The organism is Lachnospiraceae bacterium KGMB03038, assembly GCA_007361935.1.
Lineage (GTDB): Bacteria > Bacillota > Clostridia > Lachnospirales > Lachnospiraceae > Massilistercora.
In genome coordinates, this window is the sequence record CP041667.1 from 151,815 (window position 1) to 171,308 (window position 19,494).

The 19,494-nt window shown below is 47.0% G+C and carries 19 protein-coding genes; 17 read left to right on the forward strand and 2 right to left on the reverse strand.

Annotated features, from left to right (window positions below):
• Positions 1–4: 4 nt before the first annotated feature.
• On the forward strand, positions 5–289 hold the full coding sequence (spoVG, locus tag FND36_00785; protein ID QDW72693.1) for a septation regulator SpoVG: 285 nt from the start codon (positions 5–7) through the stop codon (positions 287–289).
• On the opposite strand, the gene FND36_00790 is transcribed toward spoVG, so the two are convergent.
• Positions 286–993 (reverse strand): RNA pseudouridine synthase, encoded by a 708-nt coding sequence (locus tag FND36_00790; protein QDW72694.1) that lies wholly within the window; start codon positions 991–993, stop codon positions 286–288. The genes spoVG and FND36_00790 overlap by 4 nt on opposite strands.
• Before the next feature lie 467 nt (positions 994–1,460).
• Here FND36_00790 and FND36_00795 point away from each other — a divergent pair, with 467 nt between their 5' ends.
• The 15 genes from FND36_00795 (at position 1,461) to FND36_00865 (ending at position 17,358) form a co-directional block, all read left to right on the forward strand.
• On the forward strand, positions 1,461–2,903 hold the full coding sequence (locus tag FND36_00795; GenBank protein QDW72695.1) for a proline--tRNA ligase: 1,443 nt from the start codon (positions 1,461–1,463) through the stop codon (positions 2,901–2,903).
• Positions 2,904–2,996: 93 nt separating this feature from the next.
• A complete protein-coding gene (locus tag FND36_00800; GenBank protein ID QDW72696.1) occupies positions 2,997–3,770 on the forward strand; it encodes a transposase in 774 nt (257 codons plus the stop codon).
• Positions 3,771–3,876: 106 nt separating this feature from the next.
• Positions 3,877–5,202, forward strand: coding sequence for a CCA tRNA nucleotidyltransferase (locus FND36_00805; GenBank protein QDW72697.1), 1,326 nt, complete (start codon positions 3,877–3,879; stop codon positions 5,200–5,202).
• 130 nt (positions 5,203–5,332) lie between these two features.
• Positions 5,333–6,334: a CotS family spore coat protein gene (locus tag FND36_00810; GenBank protein QDW72698.1), complete on the forward strand. Its 1,002-nt coding sequence runs from the start codon at positions 5,333–5,335 to the stop codon at positions 6,332–6,334.
• Positions 6,335–6,379: 45 nt separating this feature from the next.
• A complete protein-coding gene (locus FND36_00815; protein ID QDW72699.1) occupies positions 6,380–8,113 on the forward strand; it encodes a phospho-sugar mutase in 1,734 nt (577 codons plus the stop codon).
• A gap of 182 nt (positions 8,114–8,295) precedes the next feature.
• Positions 8,296–8,571, forward strand: a complete 276-nt coding sequence (locus FND36_00820) for an HU family DNA-binding protein (GenBank protein ID QDW72700.1) — start codon at positions 8,296–8,298, stop codon at positions 8,569–8,571.
• Positions 8,572–8,630: 59 nt separating this feature from the next.
• Positions 8,631–8,870 (forward strand): RNA-binding S4 domain-containing protein, encoded by a 240-nt coding sequence (locus tag FND36_00825; protein ID QDW72701.1) that lies wholly within the window; start codon positions 8,631–8,633, stop codon positions 8,868–8,870.
• A gap of 63 nt (positions 8,871–8,933) precedes the next feature.
• The gene (gene yabP / locus FND36_00830; GenBank protein QDW72702.1) at positions 8,934–9,218 is read left to right on the forward strand and encodes a sporulation protein YabP; all 285 of its coding nucleotides are present in this window, start codon (positions 8,934–8,936) and stop codon (positions 9,216–9,218) included.
• Between the two features lie 4 nt (positions 9,219–9,222).
• Positions 9,223–9,576 carry a hypothetical protein gene (locus tag FND36_00835; protein ID QDW72703.1) on the forward strand — a complete coding sequence of 118 codons (354 nt, stop codon included), beginning with the start codon at positions 9,223–9,225 and terminating at the stop codon, positions 9,574–9,576.
• A 63-nt stretch (positions 9,577–9,639) separates the two neighbouring features.
• Positions 9,640–9,963, forward strand: a complete 324-nt coding sequence (locus FND36_00840; GenBank protein QDW72704.1) for a septum formation initiator family protein — start codon at positions 9,640–9,642, stop codon at positions 9,961–9,963.
• A gap of 89 nt (positions 9,964–10,052) precedes the next feature.
• Positions 10,053–11,462 (forward strand): SpoIIE family protein phosphatase, encoded by a 1,410-nt coding sequence (locus tag FND36_00845; protein ID QDW72705.1) that lies wholly within the window; start codon positions 10,053–10,055, stop codon positions 11,460–11,462.
• A gap of 65 nt (positions 11,463–11,527) precedes the next feature.
• A complete protein-coding gene (gene tilS / locus FND36_00850) occupies positions 11,528–12,898 on the forward strand; it encodes a tRNA lysidine(34) synthetase TilS (protein ID QDW72706.1) in 1,371 nt (456 codons plus the stop codon).
• Positions 12,870–13,397, forward strand: coding sequence for a hypoxanthine phosphoribosyltransferase (gene hpt / locus FND36_00855; GenBank protein ID QDW72707.1), 528 nt, complete (start codon positions 12,870–12,872; stop codon positions 13,395–13,397). The genes tilS and hpt overlap by 29 nt, the downstream gene beginning before the upstream one ends.
• A 14-nt stretch (positions 13,398–13,411) precedes the next feature.
• A complete protein-coding gene (hflB, locus tag FND36_00860; protein ID QDW72708.1) occupies positions 13,412–15,259 on the forward strand; it encodes an ATP-dependent zinc metalloprotease FtsH in 1,848 nt (615 codons plus the stop codon).
• Positions 15,260–15,312: 53 nt separating this feature from the next.
• Entirely contained in the window at positions 15,313–17,358 is a 2,046-nt protein-coding gene (locus tag FND36_00865) for a glycoside hydrolase family 13 protein (protein ID QDW72709.1), read from the forward strand.
• Between the two features lie 43 nt (positions 17,359–17,401).
• On the opposite strand, the gene map is transcribed toward FND36_00865, so the two are convergent.
• Positions 17,402–18,211: a type I methionyl aminopeptidase gene (gene map / locus FND36_00870; protein ID QDW72710.1), complete on the reverse strand. Its 810-nt coding sequence runs from the start codon at positions 18,209–18,211 to the stop codon at positions 17,402–17,404.
• A 196-nt stretch (positions 18,212–18,407) separates the two neighbouring features.
• Here map and FND36_00875 point away from each other — a divergent pair, with 196 nt between their 5' ends.
• On the forward strand, positions 18,408–19,484 hold the full coding sequence (locus tag FND36_00875; protein ID QDW72711.1) for a 6-phosphofructokinase: 1,077 nt from the start codon (positions 18,408–18,410) through the stop codon (positions 19,482–19,484).
• The last annotated feature ends 10 nt before the right edge of the window (positions 19,485–19,494 follow it).

Below are 19,494 nucleotides of genomic sequence, written 5' to 3' on the forward strand. Positions count from 1 at the left end.
GAAGATGAAGATCACAGATGTACGCATGAGAAAGGTGGCAAAAGAAGGGAAATTAAAAGCAATCGTGTCCATTACGCTGGACGATGAATTTGCCGTACACGACATCAAGATCATCGAAGGAGACAGAGGGCTGTTCATCGCAATGCCAAGCAAGAAAGTATTGGACGGAGAATATAGGGACATTGCACATCCGATCAACTCAGAGGTAAGAGAACGGGTCCAGAGCGAGATCCTTCAGAAATACCACGAGACATTGGAAAATGAAGAAGTGGAAGAGGGAGCTTTTTAAAAAGCTCCCTCTTCTTCTGGGGGAAGCTGGAAGGCCAGCTTCTTTTTTGTGACTGGATGAAAGAATTCTAACCGGTAGGCGCAGAGCATGAGCGGCTGGCGTGGATCGGCATCTGGATTATATTTAGTATCTCCGATAATAGGACAGCCCATGGCAGCCAGCTGGACCCGGATCTGGTGGTGGCGTCCGGTGTCGAGATGGATGTCTAGTTCAATTGGGGCCGGGGGATTTTTAAAAATCCCCCGGCCCCAATTGAAAAAGCCCTGTCCCTTTTTGACAACTTGATAATGCAGACGGGCCAATTTTGCTCCGGGAGTTTCTTTGGTGCAGATGCGGGAAAAATTCTTTTTGGGATCTTTCACCAGATAGTTTTCCAGGATATCCTTCTGATGAGGCGGCGTATGATCAACAAGGGCGCGGTAATGTTTCCCAAAACCCTGGCTGGTGAGCTGCTGATTTAAAACTTTAGCGGCGGAAGGAGTTTTGGCAAAAACAAGGAGGCCTGCCACAGGCTGGTCCAGTCTGTGGATGACCGCAAGATAAGGAACTCCTTTGGAAGATGGACAGGCGGCCAAATGGTTTTTTAAAAGGCTGACCATGTCGGGAGTCCCGAGTTTTTGGGTTTGTGTGGGTATGCCGGCGGGTTTTTTGCATACAATAATTTGTGAATCTTCATATAATATTTTGAGAGTTTCGTTTTTCATAAAAGTCAGATCCTTTTTCTTACTATTCTTCAGTATTTTATTAAAGCATACAAAAGGGCGGGATGCAATTAGAATAGGCGGGAAAATGGAAGATTGTCGGGCGTTTGCCCTTGACAAATAAAAAGGCTTGGCTTAAAATTACGTTTAACTCAAGAAATTTTGGGCGATGAAGAGGAATAGTACATGTAAGCGGACCAAAGAGAGGAGATCAAAGGGTGAAAGATTTCCGTCCTGAACTGCATGGAAACCCGCCTTGGAGCCTCTGTGTGAAAGCACAGCGCCGCGCCGGCGTTATTGGCAAATTGAGGGAACTGCAGACGGTCTGCAGTTAACGAGGGTGGTACCGCCGAGCTTTTCGGTCCCTTTTGGGGAGCGAAGAACCCGGCGTTTTCTTTTGCGCAGGAAAGCTCCCGTCAGAATATCATGCGGGGCAAGGGGCCCTGGGGAAAAGAAAAGGAGAAAAGAATATGGCAAAGGAAAAGAAACTGGTAAAAAATATTACATCACGGGAAGAAAATTTTGCCCAGTGGTACACAGATGTTGTGCGGGAGGCAGAACTTTGTGATTATTCGAGCGTAAAAGGATGCCTGAATTATCTTCCCAACGGATATGCGATCTGGGAACTGATCCAGGCGGATCTGGACCGGCGTTTTAAAGAAACAGGGGTAGAAAATGTCTGCCTTCCAATGTTGATCCCGGAAAGCCTTCTGGAAAAAGAGGCAGACCATGTAGAAGGGTTTGCGCCGGAAGTTGCGTGGGTGACTCATGGAGGAATGGAGAGACTGCAGGAAAGATTCTGTATCCGTCCTACTTCTGAGACCCTGTTCTGCGATCTGTGGGCGAAGTCTGTACGTTCTTACAGGGATCTTCCGAAAGTATGGAATCAGTGGAATTCTGTCCTCCGTTGGGAGAAGACGACAAGACCGTTCCTGCGTTCCAGGGAATTCCTGTGGCAGGAAGGACATACCCTGCACGCCACTTACGAAGAGGCTGAGGAGCGGACGATCCAGATGTTCCATGTATATGAAGACTGCTATAGAGAGACGTTGGCCATTCCATTTGTATCCGGCCGGAAAGCAGAACATGAGAAATTCGCCGGAGCCCAGGATACCTATACCATCGAGGCGCTGATGCATGACGGAAAAGCGCTGCAGTCCGCTACCAGCCATTTCTTTGGAAGTGGATTCCCGGATGCGTTTGGTATTAAATATGTAGATAAGAACAATCAGCTTCAGAGCGCATATGAAACATCCTGGGGATGGTCAACCAGAAGTATCGGAGCTATCATCATGGTGCATGGTGATGACGACGGACTGGTGCTGCCGCCTCACGTAGCGCCGGTTGAGTGCCGGATCATTCCGATCGCTCAGCATAAGGAAGGAGTTCTGGACAGAGCGTATGCGCTGTTGGATGAACTTAAAAAAGCAGGTTATCGGGTGAAGATTGATGATTCTGATAAGAGTACCGGATGGAAATTCGCGGAGCAGGAGATGGTAGGAATTCCGACCCGTATCGAGATTGGTCCTAAGGATCTGGAGAAAAACCAGGTGGTAGTAGTTCGCCGGGATAATAGGGAGAAAACGGTCGTATCCCTGGATGAGATCGCTGTAAAACTCCGTGAGATCCTGGAGCAGGAGCAGAAGGATATGTATGATAGGGCTAATGAATTCCTGCAGAACCATATCGACACAGCTACGACCATGGATGAAATGGAAGCAAAATTCAAAGCGAACCGCGGCTTCGTGAAAGCCTGCTGGTGTGGAGACCCAGAATGTGAAGGAGAAGTAAAATATGTGACCGGCGGAGCGGCTACCAGATGTCTGATCGAAGATGAAGAAATGATCTCAGACAAATGTATCTGGTGTGGAAAGCCTGCGAAACATATGGCATATTGGGGAAAATCTTATTAATAGTTGGGGCCGGGGGATTTTTAAAAATCCCCCGGCCCAGATTGAAAAAGCCCTGTCCCTTTTTGGCTATGACCATATGAAAGGAGGGCGCTAATGCCGAGAAAACCCAGGCGGGAGAGTGGGACAGGAATTTATCATGTTGTATCTAGAGGGCTGGATAAAGAATCTATTTTCCGGACAAAAGAAGAAAAGGACCGAATGTGGAAGATCATTTGGGAAAATGTAAAAAAGTACCGTATTAAAATATATGCTTATTGCATTATGTCAAATCATTTGCACTTGCTTGTCAAAGTAGATCTGAAAAATTTATCGTTGTTCATGGCTAAAATCTTAGCCGCATATGCCCAATATTACAATTATAAACATAACAGGATCGGATATGTGTTTCAGGAGAGGTTCCGAAGTCAGTGTATTGAAAGTGAAGCATATTTCTGGAATTGTATCCGGTATATTCATTTGAATCCAGTAAAGGCAAAAATGTGTAAAAATCCTGCGAATTATCCATACAGCAGCCTGACCGAGTACATGGATGTGAAAGAGAAAAAACTTTTGGACTCTGAAAGTTATGAATTACTCAGAAGTCGATTTTACAGCCGGAGAGAATTTGAAAAATTTCACCGGTCCAGTTGCGGAGATTTTTTTATTGATATCCAGGAGGAAGAATTCCAGGAGAGGAAGGCGATTGCAGAAGAAATTCTGGGAAGAATGGAAACAGAGCTAGAGTTGTCTGCTGGAGAAATACTAGATTATGTAAAGGCAAGAAACCTATTTGAAAAAGAAATGAAAAAGACATTTGGTATTTCAAAAAAGAAGGTACAGCAAATCCGGAATATAATAAAAATGGAACTTACGCAGAAGAAAAACTAGATCAAAAAGGGACAGGGTATTTTTCATTGGGGCCGGGGGATTTTTAAAAATCCCCCGGCCCCAACTAAAAATGTGATATGATATAAAGGAATATGGAGGTAACTGCATGGACACATTAAAAATAGATTTGCCGGAAAAGGTGAATAAAATTATCCGGGTTTTACACAGCGAAGGCTTTGAAGCATATGCGGTTGGCGGCTGCGTCAGAGATTCGATCCTTGGACGGGTGCCTGAGGATTGGGATATCACGACTTCTGCTATGCCTGAAGAGATCAAGGAGATTTTTCACCGTACGATCGATACGGGAATTGAGCATGGCACGGTTACGGTACGCATGGAGGGGGAAAGCTTTGAAGTAACGACGTACCGTATTGACGGAGAGTATGAGGACGGTCGCCATCCAAAAGAGGTAACGTTTACACGAAGTCTGAAAGAGGATCTGAGGCGTCGGGACTTTACCATTAATGCTATGGCATATAATCAGAAAGACGGGCTGGTGGACATTTTTGGAGGGCTTTCCGATTTGGAGAAGAAAGTGATCGGATGTGTGGGGAACGCAGAAGAACGTTTCTCCGAAGATGCGCTTCGAATCCTGCGAGGGGTACGTTTTGCGGCACAGCTGGATTTTGCGATTGACGAGGAAACAAAGGAAGGGATGCGCATACTGGCGCCTACGCTGAAAAAGATCAGCGCGGAACGGATTCAGACAGAGTTGGTAAAGATGCTTGTTTCAAACAGGCCTGAACTATTGGGAGAAGCTTATAGGCTTGGAATTACTGCGCAATTTCTTCCGGAATTTGACCGGCTGATGGTAACAGAACAGGAAACCCCACATCATATGTACAATGTGGGGGAACATACCCTTCACGCGATGAAAAACATCCGGCCGGATAAGGTGCTGAGGCTGACGATGCTTTTGCATGATATGGGGAAACCGGCGTTGAAGACAATGGATGAGACTGGAAGAGCGCATTTTAAAAAACATGCTGCGGAAAGTGAGGTTCTTGCCCGTGGGATTTTAAAACGGCTGAAATTTGATAATGATACCCTGCGTAAAGTATGCCGACTGATTCGCTTCCATGATTATCGAATGGAAGCGACTGAGTATAATGTACGCCAGGCAATATATCTGATCGGCGAGGACCTGTTTCCGTCATATATGGAAGTGCGCCGGGCCGATGTGCTGGCGCAAAGTATGTATAAGAGGGAGCGAAAGATACAGAATCTGGATGAGATTGAGGAGTTGTATAGAAAGATACGACAGGAAGGACAGTGCGTTTCTATGCGAATGTTAGCCGTATCAGGAAAGGATCTGTTAGAAGCGGGGGTGGAACCGGGAAAGCAGATTGGCGAAAAATTGGAAGAACTTTTGAAAATTGTGCTAGAACATCCAGAATTAAATACCAAAGAGGAACTATTGAGACGGATATAAGTCAAAAAGGGACAGGGCATTTTTGATTGGGGCCGGGGGATTTTTAAAAATCCCCCGGCCCCAATCATATTTTCTCTTCCCACTTCATAAGTTTAGAGAGAATAATAACGATAATGTGCAGGGGATTGGTATGCAGGAATATGAGCGGTATGTGCTGGAACAATATAATATTGACGTCAGCAGCACCCGTAAGATCAGGGGTGCTGTTTTATGCGACACGGATCAAGGCCCGCTTCTCCTGCGGGAGACGGCCACTGCGCCGGGGCGTATTTCTGCCCTTTATAGATTGTATGACCACTTATGGCAGCAGGGATATCATAATATCGATCAGATCATCCTTAATAAAGAAGGAGAGTGCCTGACCGTTCTGGAAGACGGAAGCAAATACCTGTTGAAGAGATGGTTCCAAGGACGAGAATGTGACATCCGAAAACCGGCGGAACTTCTGGAAGCGGCGGGGAATCTGGCGAAAATCCATATTCTGCTCCAGGAGGGAGGATCAGAAGGAATAACAACGGCAGAACCGCTGGATCAGGAATATGAAAGACACGACCGGGAATTAAAAAAAGTCCGGCGGTTCGTGCGGAATCTAACGCCGAAAGGGGAGTTTGAAGTCGCCTTCCTGAAATGTTTCGACCAAATGTACCAATGGACCGAGGCCGCGGGCAGCCTGCTGAGCAATTTTTCTTACCGGAATTTCTTTGAGGAGAGCATAGAGAAAGCCAGTATTGTTCACGGGGAATATAATTATCATAACATTTTGATGATCAAAGATAGCTATGGAAAAACCACAGTAGCTACCGTTAATTTTGAAAAATATAAACTAAATATCCAGACAGAAGACCTATATTATTTCCTGAGAAAGGTCATGGAAAAGCAAGGATGGAAGGAACGTCTTGGAGATGGGATGCTGAATGCCTATTCCGCGATCCGTCCTCTGGATGAGAGAGCGGTGGAGTATCTTAAGATCCGTCTGGCGTACCCGGAGAAATTCTGGAAGATCGCCAATTCTTATTATCACTCAAACAAGGCGTGGATTTCCGCGAAAAGCATCGAGAAGCTGAATACGGCAATCGCCCAGACCAAGGAAAAAGAGAGATTCCTGAACCACATATTTTCTTTTCATTTATAGATTCCTGTTGTATAATGAGGACAAGAAAAACAGGAGGTACCCAAAATGGAATATCGTGAAAAATATGAGGAATGGATCAGCAATCCCTATTTTGATGAAGCCACGAAAGAAGAACTTAAATCGATCGCAAATGACGATGGAGAGATCAAAGAACGGTTCTATAAAGACTTGGAATTTGGGACGGCAGGATTGCGAGGTGTGATCGGAGCGGGGACGAACCGCTTAAATATTTACACCGTTAGAAAGGCAACGCAGGGCCTGGCGAATTATATCTGCAAGAATAACGGACAGGACAAAGGGGTGGCGATCGCCTATGACTCTCGCCGTATGTCTCCTGAATTCGCGGATGAGGCGGCGCTGTGCCTGGCGGCGAATGGAATCAAGGCCTACGTATTTGAATCTCTTCGTCCAACACCGGAGTTATCCTATGCGGTCCGGTCTCTGGGATGTATCGCCGGAATCAACATTACCGCAAGCCACAATCCGCCGGAATATAATGGCTACAAGGTGTATTGGGAAGATGGAGCGCAGATCACGCCCCCTCATGACAAAGGAATCATGGATGAAGTAAGAGCGGTGATTGATTATAATACCGTAAAAACGATGGAACTTGACAAGGCAAAAGGAGCGGGCCTGTATCAGACCATCGGAGCCGAAGTGGACGACGGCTATATTGCTGAATTGAAGAAACAGGTGATTCATCAAGATGCCATCGACCAGGTGGGCGGTGAGCTGAAGATTGTTTACAGTCCGCTGCATGGGACGGGAAACATACCGGCCCGCAGGATTCTGAAAGAATTAGGGTTTAAAAATGTATATGTAGTAAAAGAGCAGGAACTTCCGGACGGAGATTTCCCAACGGTATCTTATCCCAACCCCGAAGCCAAAGAAGCCTTTGAGCTGGGCCTGAAACTGGCCAAAGAAGTGGACGCGGATCTGGTACTGGCTACAGACCCGGATGCGGACCGGCTGGGAGTGTATGTAAAAGACAGCGGATCCGGCGAGTATAAAGAGCTGACTGGAAATATGTCCGGCTGCCTCCTGGCTGATTACGAGATCGGACAGAGGAAAGAATTGTACGGCCTTCCGGATGACGGCTATCTGATCAAAACGATCGTTACGTCCAATATGGCGGATGCCATTGCGGAAGCTTATGGCGTAGGACTGATCGAAGTATTGACCGGATTCAAATATATCGGTCAGCAGATCCTTGGTTTTGAGACGACAGGAAAAGGCAGTTATCTCTTTGGATTTGAGGAAAGTTATGGCTGTCTGATCGGGACTCACGCGAGAGATAAGGACGCGATTGTGGCCACCATGGCGCTGTGCGAAGCGGCGGCTTACTATAAGACTAAAGGAAAAACCCTGTGGGATGCTATGGTGGACATGTATGAGAAATACGGCTACTATAAAGACGCTATCCAGTCGATCACACTAAAGGGAATTGAAGGAGTTCAGAAGATCCAGGAAATCCTGGAGACGCTGCGCAAGAACCCGCCGATGGAAGTGGGGGGCTACCGGGTGATCCGGGCAAGAGATTACCAGGCGGATACAGTGAAGGATATCGCCACTGGAGAAGTGACGCCGACAGGCCTGCCTGCCTCCAACGTATTATATTATGACCTGACTGACGATGCCTGGCTTTGTGTAAGACCGTCAGGAACAGAACCGAAGGTAAAATTTTACTATGGCGTCAAGGGGACTTCTCTGGAAGATGCGGACGAAAAATCAGACAAACTTGGGAGGGAAGTTCTGGCTATGATCAACGCCATGCTGTAAATGGTAAAAAACGCCGAAAACCCTTGGAAATACGGCAAAAACGAGAAATAACCTTGACAAATATAGGGAAAACAGGTATAACAGTAACTAAAGGCGGCGAGACATGAGAATGTGTAGCCGCTGTAAAATCTGTAGAATTAAAATAAGGGATTCTATGATGAAACAAGAGGAGGAAATTATCCATGAACAAAACAGAATTAGTTGCGGCGATCGCAGACAAAGCAGAATTGTCAAAGAAAGATTCAGAGAAAGCATTAAAAGCTTTTGTTGATGTAGTAACAGAAGAATTGAAAAAAGAGCATAAGATCCAGTTAGTTGGCTTTGGTACTTTTGAAGTAAGCAAGAGAGCGGCAAGAGAAGGAAGAAATCCTCAGACAGGTAAGACAATGAAGATCGAAGCCTGCAAAGCGCCGAAGTTCAAAGCTGGAAAAGCATTAAAGGATGCTGTAAATAAATAATTGAGAGAGATCTGTGAAGCAGAGAGTCAGCATGGCTCTCTGCTTTTTTAGGAGGATATATGAGACTGGACAAATTTTTGAAAGTTTCCCGTTTGATCAAGAGAAGAACTGTGGCAAACGAGGCCTGTGACGCGGGACGGGTACTGGTCAACGGGAACGTTGCGAAAGCCTCAGTAAAGGTCAAGCCGGGAGACATCATCGAGATACACTTTGGAACGAAAACGGTTAAAGCGGAGGTGCTGGATATCCAGGAGACAACCAAAAAGGAAGAAGCAAAAGAGCTGTTTCGCTACCTGTAATAACTTAGGTGTAATAAAAGGAAACAACCTTTCATATGATTATTAAGAAAGGTTGTGAGGCGCATGGAAGAAAGAACGGTACAGAAGAGTCATAAATTAGTAGTTAATAACCGGAAGACCAGCTTGGTGACAGGAGTGCTGGATGTGCTGTCTTTTGACTTGAATGAGGTGCTGCTGGAAACCCAGCAGGGAATGTTAATGGTCAAGGGAACAGATCTCCATGTCAATCGGCTGAGTCTGGAGAAAGGGGAAGTGGATCTGTCGGGAAATATCGACAGCATTGCATACTCTGATGCGCAGCCGGGAGGAAAATCCGGGGAAAATATATTTTCCAAACTGTTTAGGTGAGAAAATGCCTGAGATCAGAGCGGAAATCCTGGTGTTTCTTCTGGCGGTGATCGCCGGATGCGTGGCCCGGCTGTCCTATCACTGTATCGTATGTTTCAGAGAGATCGTGCGGCACAGCCTTCTTGTGATGGGGATTGAAGATATCTTATACTGGATGGGGGCGGCGATTTATTTCTTTGTGCAGATTTACCATACAAGTTCTGGTAGTATACGATGGTATTTTATACTAGGTTGTGTGTGCGGCGCCATTTTTGCCTCATTTTTGATTAAAAAAATCGAAAAAATCGGAAAAAAAATCTACACTCAAAAGAAAAAGAAATTATCTGAAAATCTTGCGGGGAAAAGAAAAAAAGGATAATATAATTTATATTAGGGGTAAGTATTATCTCGGAAATATTCCGAAGAGGGTGAGTTAATAATTATGAGTGGTATGAAGCAAAGACGCCAAAAAAGGCGGTCCAGAAGGCGTGCTCAGCATTATCGGCGCAGTATGCTCACGGTATGCGGGGTGATTCTGCTGTTGGCTGTGGTTCTTTCCGTAAACGCGTTCCAGCTCCGGGCAAAGGCGAAAGAGTATCAGGCGCAGGAGACGGAACTTGCGGAACAGATTGAAGAGGAAAAGGCAAGGTCAGCCAAGATTGATGATCTGGAAGAGTACGTAGGAACAGATGAATATGTAGAAGAGATCGCAAGAGACAAATTGGGCCTTGTTCATGAGAATGAGATCATATTTAAGGCGAAATAAACGCGATGCACAGAAGATAAGCTTTAGGATGAAAGTCCTAAAGCTTTTTTGCTTTATTGTGGCAGGAAATCATGAAGGGGAGATTATAAATGGCGGAAATCAGCGAAAAAGAGAAGGCGGTTTTTCTAAATCCTTATGTGATACAGATGGACAAGTTTGCGGATTCTCTGATCCATCTGTCCCGCACATTCTTGTCTCTGGAAAGTTATAAGGGGACGTTCTCTAAAGAAGAGTTTGAGGAAATGTTTGCGAAGATCACAGGAAAAGTGTGCGAAGAATGTGAGAAAAAAGAACAGTGTCTGCGGGAAAACAGAGTTTATACCTATCAAATGATGTATGAGATCCTATGCGGCGTAGAAGAATATGGGGCAGAATTAAATGTGGAACTAAAACGAAAACTGCAGAAGCGCTGCATAAGGGCGCCGAGATTCCTCAGAGAGACTCTGGAAGTGTTTGAAAACGCCAAACAGGTGCTGATGTGGAACAATAAGATCGTCCAGAACCGGGAAGGATACGCGGGACAGCTGAACAGCTTTGCGAAATTGATCCAATATACTACGAGAGAATTGGATGCGGGCATTTTTGAGGATGAACATTTAGAGAAGAAATTGAAGACCCATCTAAAGAAAGCGGGTGTGAAACTGCTTTCCTCGGTCTTTTTTGTGACGGAACAGGGAAGATATGAGATCCATTTGACCGCGAAAACAGCGAAAGGCCAATGTGTCGCTACCAAGGATCTGGCACGCGAGGTGGGGATCTGCATTGGAAGGACGATGGTGCCCCAGCAGGGGGAACGGCCGATCCTGGGGGAGGAGTACTGTACCATTGCCTGCGTGGAAGGCGCGCGGTTTCATACGCTTCAAGGAGTAGCTAAGATAGGGAAAAATTGTGATACAATATCCGGAGACACATTCTTGATGACGGATCTGCCGGGGGGCAAGAAAGGCGCAGCCTTATCCGATGGTATGGGGTCAGGAGAAGCTGCCTGCAAAGAGAGCACTATGGTGGTGGAAATGCTGGAAGAACTTCTGGAAGCCGGTTTCCCGGTAAAAACCGCGATTCAGATCATGAATACAGCGCTGGTCATCGGAAGGGATGACGTCCGGTTTTCCACGATAGACGTGAGTCTGTTCGACCTTTACAGCGGTACCTGTGAGTTTGTGAAAGCCGGGGCCTCGGCCACTTTTATCAAAAAAAAGGAAGGGGTGGAGCGGATTTCTTCTGCCACACTTCCTATCGGAGTGATCCAGGAAATCGATATTGACGTGGAGAAAAGAGAGCTGGAGTCCGGAGATTTTGTGATCATGGTAACGGACGGCGTGATGGATGCGCTGCCAACCGGAGAACAGGAAACTCTAATGGAAACCTTTATCCTGGAAGCGGCTATCAACAATCCAAAAGAGCTGGCCCACCATCTGCTGGGACGCGTCTTAGAGTGGACGGGAGAACTGCCTTTGGATGATATGACGATTCTGGTGATCGGAATCTGGAAGAGATAAGAAACTTGCTTTTTCTTTTAAAATTTTATATAGTTTAAGAAAACATAAGGATCAAAGGAAGTTGTATGTACCAGAAAGTGAAAGCATATGTAAAGACGTATCATATGCTGGAAAAAAAAGATCGTGTGATCGCAGGCATATCAGGAGGAGCAGACTCCATATGCCTTCTTTTCATACTTTTGGAACTGCAAAAGGAGATTGGCTTTTCCCTGGCGGCGGTACATGTTCACCATGGCTTGAGAGGGGAAGCGGCGGATGCGGATGAGGAATATGTAAGGACCGTGTGCCGAAAACAGGGAGTAAAACTGGAGGTTTTCCGCAGAGATGTGAAAAGTGCGGCAAGGCAGTACGGCCTTTCCGAGGAGGAGGCAGGCCGGGAGGTAAGAAGAGAGGCCTTTTTAGAATTCTGCTCCAAGTGGGGAGGGACAAAGATCGCCCTTGCCCATCATAGAGACGACAATGCGGAGACTCTTTTATTTCATCTGTGCAGAGGAAGTTCTCTGGAGGGACTGGCGGGGATCGCGCCGGTGAAAGACCTGTGGATCCGTCCTCTTCTGTGCGTGAATCGCCGGGAGATTGAATCATATCTGGAAAAACGGGGAATATCTTATTGTACGGACGAAACGAATCTGGGAATTGACTATGCCCGGAACAGGCTCCGCAATCAAGCGATCCCATATCTGGAAGAACATATAAATCAAAAAGCAGCCTCCCATATGGCGGACGCGGCAGAACAGCTCCGGATGGCCGCCGAATATATTCGGGAAGAAACGATGAAATGTTTTGGCGATTGTGTGATAACAAAAGAGGGCGAAAGGGTACTGCTGAAAAAACGCCTCCAAAAATATCCCCGGATCCTGCGGATGGGAGTGATCCATGAGACGATCTGTCAGGCGGCAGGCGCAAGGAGAGATATCGGTTCTGTCCATGTCAGGATGATAGAAGAGCTGCTGGAGCATCAGGTGGGGCGCGAAGCTGACCTGCCCTATGAAGTCCGGGCGGAGCGCTGTTATGAAGGCGTTGGGTTCCGGCGCAAAACGAAGGAAAAATCCCCGGAGATCCAAGGGGAATTCCGTTTCCGGGTTTTTGACAGAGAGGGAAAAAGGAAAGCAATTCCGCAAAAAACCTACACGAAATGGTTCGATTATGATATAATAAAAAATACTGTAAAAATGAGACATCGAGAGGCTGGAGACTATCTGACGATCAATAAGGAGGGCGGCCGGCAGAAGCTGAAGCAGTATTTTATAAACGAGAAGGTTCCCAAGGGAGAAAGGGACCAAATCTGGCTTGCGGCGGATGGAAGTCATATCATGTGGGTGGTTGGATATCGGCAGAATCAGGCATATCAGATCACAGACAAGACCAAAAAGGTATTGGAAATTGAATTTTGCGGAGGAAAAAGCAATGGCAGAGACAGTAAATGTGTTGATTGATGAAGAAACAGTAGAAAAAAGGATCAAAGAGCTTGGAGAAAAGATCAGTGAAGATTACGCGGGAAAACAGGTACACCTGATCTGCGTTTTGAAGGGCGGAGTGTTCTTTATGTGCGAGCTGGCTAAGCGGATTTCTGTGCCGGTTTCTATGGATTTTATGAGTGTGGGAAGTTATGGCGACGGAACCTCCTCCAGCGGAGTGGTAAAGATCGCCAAGGATTTAGATGAGACGCTGGAAGGAAAAGATGTATTGGTGGTAGAGGATATCATTGATTCTGGAAGAACCCTTTACTACCTGTTGGATGTCCTGCAGAAACGGCGCCCAAAGAGCATGAAGCTGTGTACACTTCTGGATAAGCCGGACAGAAGGGTGACAGATGTAAAGGTGGATTATGTAGGATTTGAGATCCCAGATAAATTCGTAGTGGGATATGGACTTGATTATGCGCAGAAATATAGAAATCTGCCTTATATCGGAGTCGTAGAAGGCGTGGAATAGAAAGGGGACAGACATTGAAGGACGGAAAGAACAGAGGATTAAGCGGGGTTACCCTGCTGATATTTATCCTGTTTTTATTTGGAGTGTTGTGGTTCACAAACCAATTTGACCAGAGAGACCGGGAGATCACCTGGAAAGAATTTGAGGAACTGACAGCCAGCGAAGACGTGGAGTCTTATACGATCAGACAGAATAAAAACGTGCCCACCGGCCGTCTGGAGATCCAGCTGAAAGATTCAGGCGGTGAGGAAGGGGAAATGAAGTACCTGTATGTATCAGATGTCAATGAGATTCAGGACTATCTGAAGGGAAAAAATATTGACTACGACATGTCGGACGTTCCAAGAGACAGTTGGTTTACGATGACGATCATGCCGATGCTGCTGATGCTGGCCGGTATTCTGATCATTTTCTTTTTTATGAACCGTCAGGGCGGCGGGGCGAATTCAAAAGCTATGAATTTTGGAAAAAGCCGGGCAAAGATGAGTACAGACAGCGATAAAAAAGTAACCTTTGCTCAGGTGGCCGGACTGCAGGAAGAAAAAGAAGAGCTGGAGGAGATCGTAGACTTCCTGAAGTCTCCTAAGAAATACATCCAGGTAGGTGCCAGGATCCCGAAAGGAGTCCTGCTGGTAGGGCCTCCGGGAACAGGCAAGACTCTGCTGGCCAAGGCGGTGGCAGGAGAAGCGGGAGTCCCGTTTTTCAGCATTTCTGGTTCAGACTTTGTAGAAATGTTTGTGGGAGTAGGCGCTTCCAGGGTAAGAGACTTGTTTGAGGACGCAAAGAAACATGCGCCGTGTATTGTTTTTATCGATGAGATCGATGCTGTGGCAAGGCGGAGAGGAACAGGTATGGGCGGCGGCCATGACGAGCGGGAGCAGACATTGAATCAGCTTCTGGTGGAAATGGATGGATTTGGCGTCAATGAAGGCATTATCGTGATGGCCGCGACAAACCGGGTAGATATCCTGGATCCGGCGATCCTGCGGCCGGGTCGTTTTGACCGGAAAGTCATGGTAGGCAGACCGGACGTGCAGGGGAGAGAGGAAATCCTTAAGGTCCATGCGAAAGGAAAGCCTTTAAGCGAGGAAGTGGATCTGAAGCAGATCGCGCAGACGACGGCAGGGTTTACCGGCGCCGATCTGGAGAATCTGCTGAATGAGGCGGCAATCCTTGCGGCAAAGGATAACCGGGTTTATTTACTGCAGGACGATATTAAAAAAGCGTTTGTGAAAGTGGGGATAGGATCTGAGAAGAAGAGCCGCGTGATTTCCGAAAAAGAAAAGAAGATTACCGCTTTTCACGAGGCGGGACACGCGATCCTGTACCACGTGCTCCCGGATGTGGGACCGGTGTATAGTGTATCTATTATCCCTACCGGCGTGGCGGGCGGTTATACCATGCCTTTGCCGGAGAGAGATGAGATGTACAACACCAAAGGGAAGATGCTCCAGGATATCACGGTAGCTTTGGGCGGCCGTGTAGCGGAGGAAGAGGTATTTGATGATATTACCACAGGCGCTTCCCAGGATATCAAGCAGGCTACAAGCCTGGCCAAATCTATGGTGACGAAATTTGGAATGTCTGAGGCTGTCGGGCTGATCAATTATGACAATGACAGCGATGAAGTCTTTATCGGCCGTGACCTTGCTCATACCTCCAGAGGATATGGGGAGAGCGTGGCGACGACTATTGATCGGGAAGTGAAACGGATCATCGACGAATGTTATGACAGGGCAAAACAGATCATCCACGAGTATGATGATGTGCTCCACACATGTGCGGAACTTCTGCTTCAAAAGGAGAAGATCTCCAGGGATGAATTTGAAAGCCTGTTTGAGGGCAGGGCGCAGAAGGCGTAAAACCAGACGGAAAGAGACAGACTGTCAACTGCCAATAGAGAGGATTGATTTGCATGAAGAAACAGGCGTTATTTTGTGACGGGACCGGCAGCTATGTGATCCCGCCGGAACCGAAGTGTAACCAGATGGTTACACTTCGCTTTCGTACGGCGAAGGATGACGTGCAGCGGGTATGCCTGGTCACAGATGCGGGCAGCTATGAGATGGAAAAAAAGGAGTCAAAAGGAGAATTTGACTACTATGCTATAGAGTGGAGATTGGGAGAAGAGAATTTTTCCTATTGTTTTGAGATCCAGGACCAGGAATCTGTTTGTTATTACAACCAGTGCGGTACTGCGAAAGAAATTGTGGAATTTTATAATTTTGTCATTGCTCCGGGATTTTCCACACCGGACTGGGCGAAGGGCGCGGTCATGTATCAGATTTATACAGACCGCTTTTGCAATGGGGACCCTTCCAATGATGCGGAGACGAATGAGTATTATTATATTGGCGGATATAGCAGCCGGGTGACAAACTGGGATAAATATCCGGCGGCAATGGGCGTACGGGAATTCTACGGGGGAGATATCCGGGGAGTCATGGAGAAGCTGGATTATCTCCAGGATCTGGGCGTGGAAGTGCTGTATTTTAATCCGCTTTTTGTCTCTCCTTCCAACCATAAGTATGATATCCAGGACTATGATTATATTGATCCCCACTATGGCGTGATCGTGGAGGACGGCGGAGAAGTGCTGGCGGATGGAGAGACAGACAATGCCAAAGCGACGAAATATCAGAAGCGGACTACCGATATCCGGAATCTGGAAGCCAGCAACCAGCTCTTTATCGAATTTGTGGAAGAGATTCACCGAAGAGGAATGAAGATCATTTTGGACGGAGTGTTTAACCACTGTGGTTCCTTTAATAAATGGATGGATCGGGAGAGGATCTACGAGAATCAGGAGGGATATGAGGCGGGGGCTTATATTTCGCCGCGCAGCCCTTATAGGAGTTATTTCCGGTTTTTCAGAGAAGAGGAGGGGAGCTGGCCTTATAACAATCACTATGATGGGTGGTGGGGCCATGACACTCTGCCTAAATTAAATTATGAAGACTCGGTCAAGCTGGAAAATTATATTTTGTATATTGGGAGAAAATGGGTATCCCCGCCTTTTAATGTGGATGGGTGGCGGCTGGACGTAGCGGCTGATCTGGGAAGAAGCAATGAGTACAACCATGAATTCTGGAAAAAATTCCGGACGGCAGTGAAAGACGCAAATCCAAATGCGATCATTTTGGCGGAACATTATGGGGATCCGGGAAGCTGGCTTCAGGGAGACGAATGGGATACGGTCATGAACTATGACGCGTTTATGGAGCCCTTTACCTGGTTTTTGACCGGGATGGAGAAGCACAGCGATGAGATGCGGGTGGAGCTGCAGGGAAATGCGGATAATCTAGTGGGGGCGATCACACATCATATGTCAAATATGCTGACGCCGTCCCTTCAGACGGCGATGAACGAGCTGTCCAACCATGATCATTCCCGTTTCCTGACAAGAACCAACCATATGGTGGGGCGTGTGGAGACACTGGGGCCGGAAGCCGCGGGAGAATATGTGAATCTGGCGGTAATGCGGGAAGCCGTTGTCATCCAGATGACCTGGGTAGGAGCGCCGACGGTTTACTATGGCGATGAGGCAGGAGTCTGCGGATTCACAGATCCGGACAATCGCAGAACATACCCATGGGGGAAAGAAAATAAAGAGCTGCTGGAATTCCACAAAGAAATGATACGTATCCATAAAGAGTATCCGGTACTGCGGACCGGTTCCTTGAATATCCTGTCCTGGGAGGAAAACATATTCAGCTTTGCTAGATTTGGGAATGGAGAGCCGGTTGTGATCATCATCAATAACCGGAGCGAGCTGGCAGAAGTGACGGTGCCTGTCTGGCAGGCGGAAGTGCCGATGAAAAGCCGGATGAAACGGCTGATGTATTCCTATGCGGACGGGTACACGACAGAATATGAAGAATACCTGGTGCAGGGCGGAGAAGTAGTGGTCAATATGGGCGCACATTCAGCGCTGGTAATGGTGGGGCCGGGGGATTTTTAAAAATCCCCCGGCCCAAATTGAAAATGCCCTGTCCCTTTTTGCATTAGCAGGTCAAAACTTCGACGCCTGTTTCTGTGATCAGGACCATATATTCAATTTGTGCGGAAAGGCCGTCATCAATCGTATAGACCGTCCAGCCATTTTCTTCATCCACATAGAAATCGGGACTTCCCTCATTGATCATCGGTTCGATGGTGAACATCATGCCGGGAACCAGGACCATTTCGCTTCCTTTAGGGGTAACGTAGCTGACGAAAGGATCTTCATGAAATTCGAGCCCAATCCCATGGCCGCCGATTTCTTCTACAACGGAATAGCCATTGCGTTGAGCGTGGGTCCAGATGGCATGGGCGATATCACCCAGATGTCCCCAGGGTTTTGCCTGGGTAAGCCCCAGTTCCACACATTCTTTCGTGGTTTGGACCAGTCTTTCTGCCTGGGGAGAGACAGAACCAAGGGTGAACATCCTGGAAGCGTCGGAGAAGTATCCATCTAAAATGGTGGAAACATCTACATTGATGATATCTCCGTCCTCTAAGAATTCGTGTTCATCGGGAATCCCATGACAGATTACATTGTTGATAGAAGTACACACGCTTTTGGGAAAACCTTCATAGTTCAAAGGCGCGGGAATACCGCCGTGCTGAACGGTAAAATCATAGACGAGCCGGTCGATTTCCGCTGTACTCATACCAATGTGAATATGCTCTGCTACATGGTCGAGAACCGCAGTGTTTAACTTTGCGCTTTTTTTAATGGCTTCAATCTGCTCTGGAGTCTTTAGCAGAGAACGATCGGGAACGATCTCGCCTTTGGCGGCAAGAGACCATAGTTTGATGTCTAATTTGTCCACATGATTACCTGCTTTCTGTAAATAATATTATCGTAGTATATTATAGCATTATTTTTCATTTGGGACGGGGGATTTTTAAAAATCCCCCGTCCCAAATGAAAAATACCCTGTCCCCATTGTCTCGAATTCAAAAATAAGGTATAATTTTACCTGACAACTTTTCAGCAATACGGATCAATCAGAGAGGAGTGATCAGATGTTAAGAATGGGAATGTTGACCAGCGGAGGCGACTGCCAGGCGCTGAACGCGGCGATGCGCGGCGTTGTGAAAGGGCTTTGTTCCAGACGTGATGATGTGGAGATCTATGGCTTTCAGGAAGGTTATAAGGGCTTGATATATTCGAATTTCAAAATGCTTACGTCAAAGGATTTTTCGGGGATTCTTACATTGGGAGGAACGATTCTTGGAACTTCTCGGCAGCCTTTCAAATTGATGAGAGTACCGGATGAAAATGGCTTGGACAAGGTGGAAGCTATGAAGCATACTTACCACAAGCTGAACCTGGACTGTCTGGTGGTCTTAGGCGGAAATGGGACTCATAAGACGGCGAATCTTCTTCGCGAAGAGGGACTGAATGTGATCACTCTTCCAAAGACGATTGACAATGATCTGTGGGGAACGGATATGACTTTTGGATTCCAGAGCGCGGTGGATATTGCGACGGATACCATCGACCGAATCCATACTACGGCTACTTCTCACAGCCGTGTGTTTATCATCGAGGTTATGGGCCACAAAGTAGGATGGGTTACGCTCCACGCGGGAATTGCCGGAGGCGCGGATATCATTCTGCTTCCAGAGATTCCATATGACATCGATGTGATCGCGGATGCGATCAACCGCAGAAAAGCGGCAGGCAAGCGGTTTACTATTATCGCGGTGGCGGAAGGAGCTATTTCTAAAAAGGATGCGAAGCTTTCCAAGAAAGAGTTGAAAGCAAAGAAGGAAAAAGAGAAATATCCGTCTGTCGCGTATGAATTGGCAGAAAGAGTGCAAAAGAAAACGGATCAGGAAGTTCGGATCACCGTGCCGGGACATACCCAGAGGGGCGGTTCTCCGTGTCCTTATGACCGGGTGCTGGCTACAAGACTTGGAGCGGCCGCGGCGGAAGCGATCTTAGAAGGCGATTTTGGCTGCATGGTTGGAGTATCAAATAATAAGATCATCCGTGTTCCCCTTTCGGAGGTGGCAGGAAAATTAAAATATGTAGATCCTGATTCCGAAATCATAAAGGAAGCAAAGCTGACAGGAATCAGCTTTGGGGATGAATAGAGCATAGAAC

Bases quoted from the DNA above. Each gene is read 5' to 3' on its own strand.
- FND36_00840 (QDW72704.1), top strand. From the start codon at position 9,640: ATGAGTGGTATGAAGCAAAGACGCCAAAAAAGGCGGTCCAGAAGGCGT.
- FND36_00835 (QDW72703.1), top strand. From the start codon at position 9,223: ATGCCTGAGATCAGAGCGGAAATCCTGGTGTTTCTTCTGGCGGTGATC.
- FND36_00810 (QDW72698.1), top strand. From the start codon at position 5,333: ATGCAGGAATATGAGCGGTATGTGCTGGAACAATATAATATTGACGTC.
- FND36_00820 (QDW72700.1), top strand. From the start codon at position 8,296: ATGAACAAAACAGAATTAGTTGCGGCGATCGCAGACAAAGCAGAATTG.
- FND36_00865 (QDW72709.1), top strand. From the start codon at position 15,313: ATGAAGAAACAGGCGTTATTTTGTGACGGGACCGGCAGCTATGTGATC.
- spoVG (QDW72693.1), top strand. From the start codon at position 5: ATGAAGATCACAGATGTACGCATGAGAAAGGTGGCAAAAGAAGGGAAA.
- hpt (QDW72707.1), top strand. From the start codon at position 12,870: ATGGCAGAGACAGTAAATGTGTTGATTGATGAAGAAACAGTAGAAAAA.
- FND36_00825 (QDW72701.1), top strand. From the start codon at position 8,631: ATGAGACTGGACAAATTTTTGAAAGTTTCCCGTTTGATCAAGAGAAGA.
- FND36_00795 (QDW72695.1), top strand. From the start codon at position 1,461: ATGGCAAAGGAAAAGAAACTGGTAAAAAATATTACATCACGGGAAGAA.
- tilS (QDW72706.1), top strand. From the start codon at position 11,528: ATGTACCAGAAAGTGAAAGCATATGTAAAGACGTATCATATGCTGGAA.
- FND36_00805 (QDW72697.1), top strand. From the start codon at position 3,877: ATGGACACATTAAAAATAGATTTGCCGGAAAAGGTGAATAAAATTATC.
- FND36_00790 (QDW72694.1), bottom strand. From the start codon at position 993: ATGAAAAACGAAACTCTCAAAATATTATATGAAGATTCACAAATTATT.
- FND36_00800 (QDW72696.1), top strand. From the start codon at position 2,997: ATGCCGAGAAAACCCAGGCGGGAGAGTGGGACAGGAATTTATCATGTT.
- yabP (QDW72702.1), top strand. From the start codon at position 8,934: ATGGAAGAAAGAACGGTACAGAAGAGTCATAAATTAGTAGTTAATAAC.
- FND36_00845 (QDW72705.1), top strand. From the start codon at position 10,053: ATGGCGGAAATCAGCGAAAAAGAGAAGGCGGTTTTTCTAAATCCTTAT.
- FND36_00815 (QDW72699.1), top strand. From the start codon at position 6,380: ATGGAATATCGTGAAAAATATGAGGAATGGATCAGCAATCCCTATTTT.
- FND36_00875 (QDW72711.1), top strand. From the start codon at position 18,408: ATGTTAAGAATGGGAATGTTGACCAGCGGAGGCGACTGCCAGGCGCTG.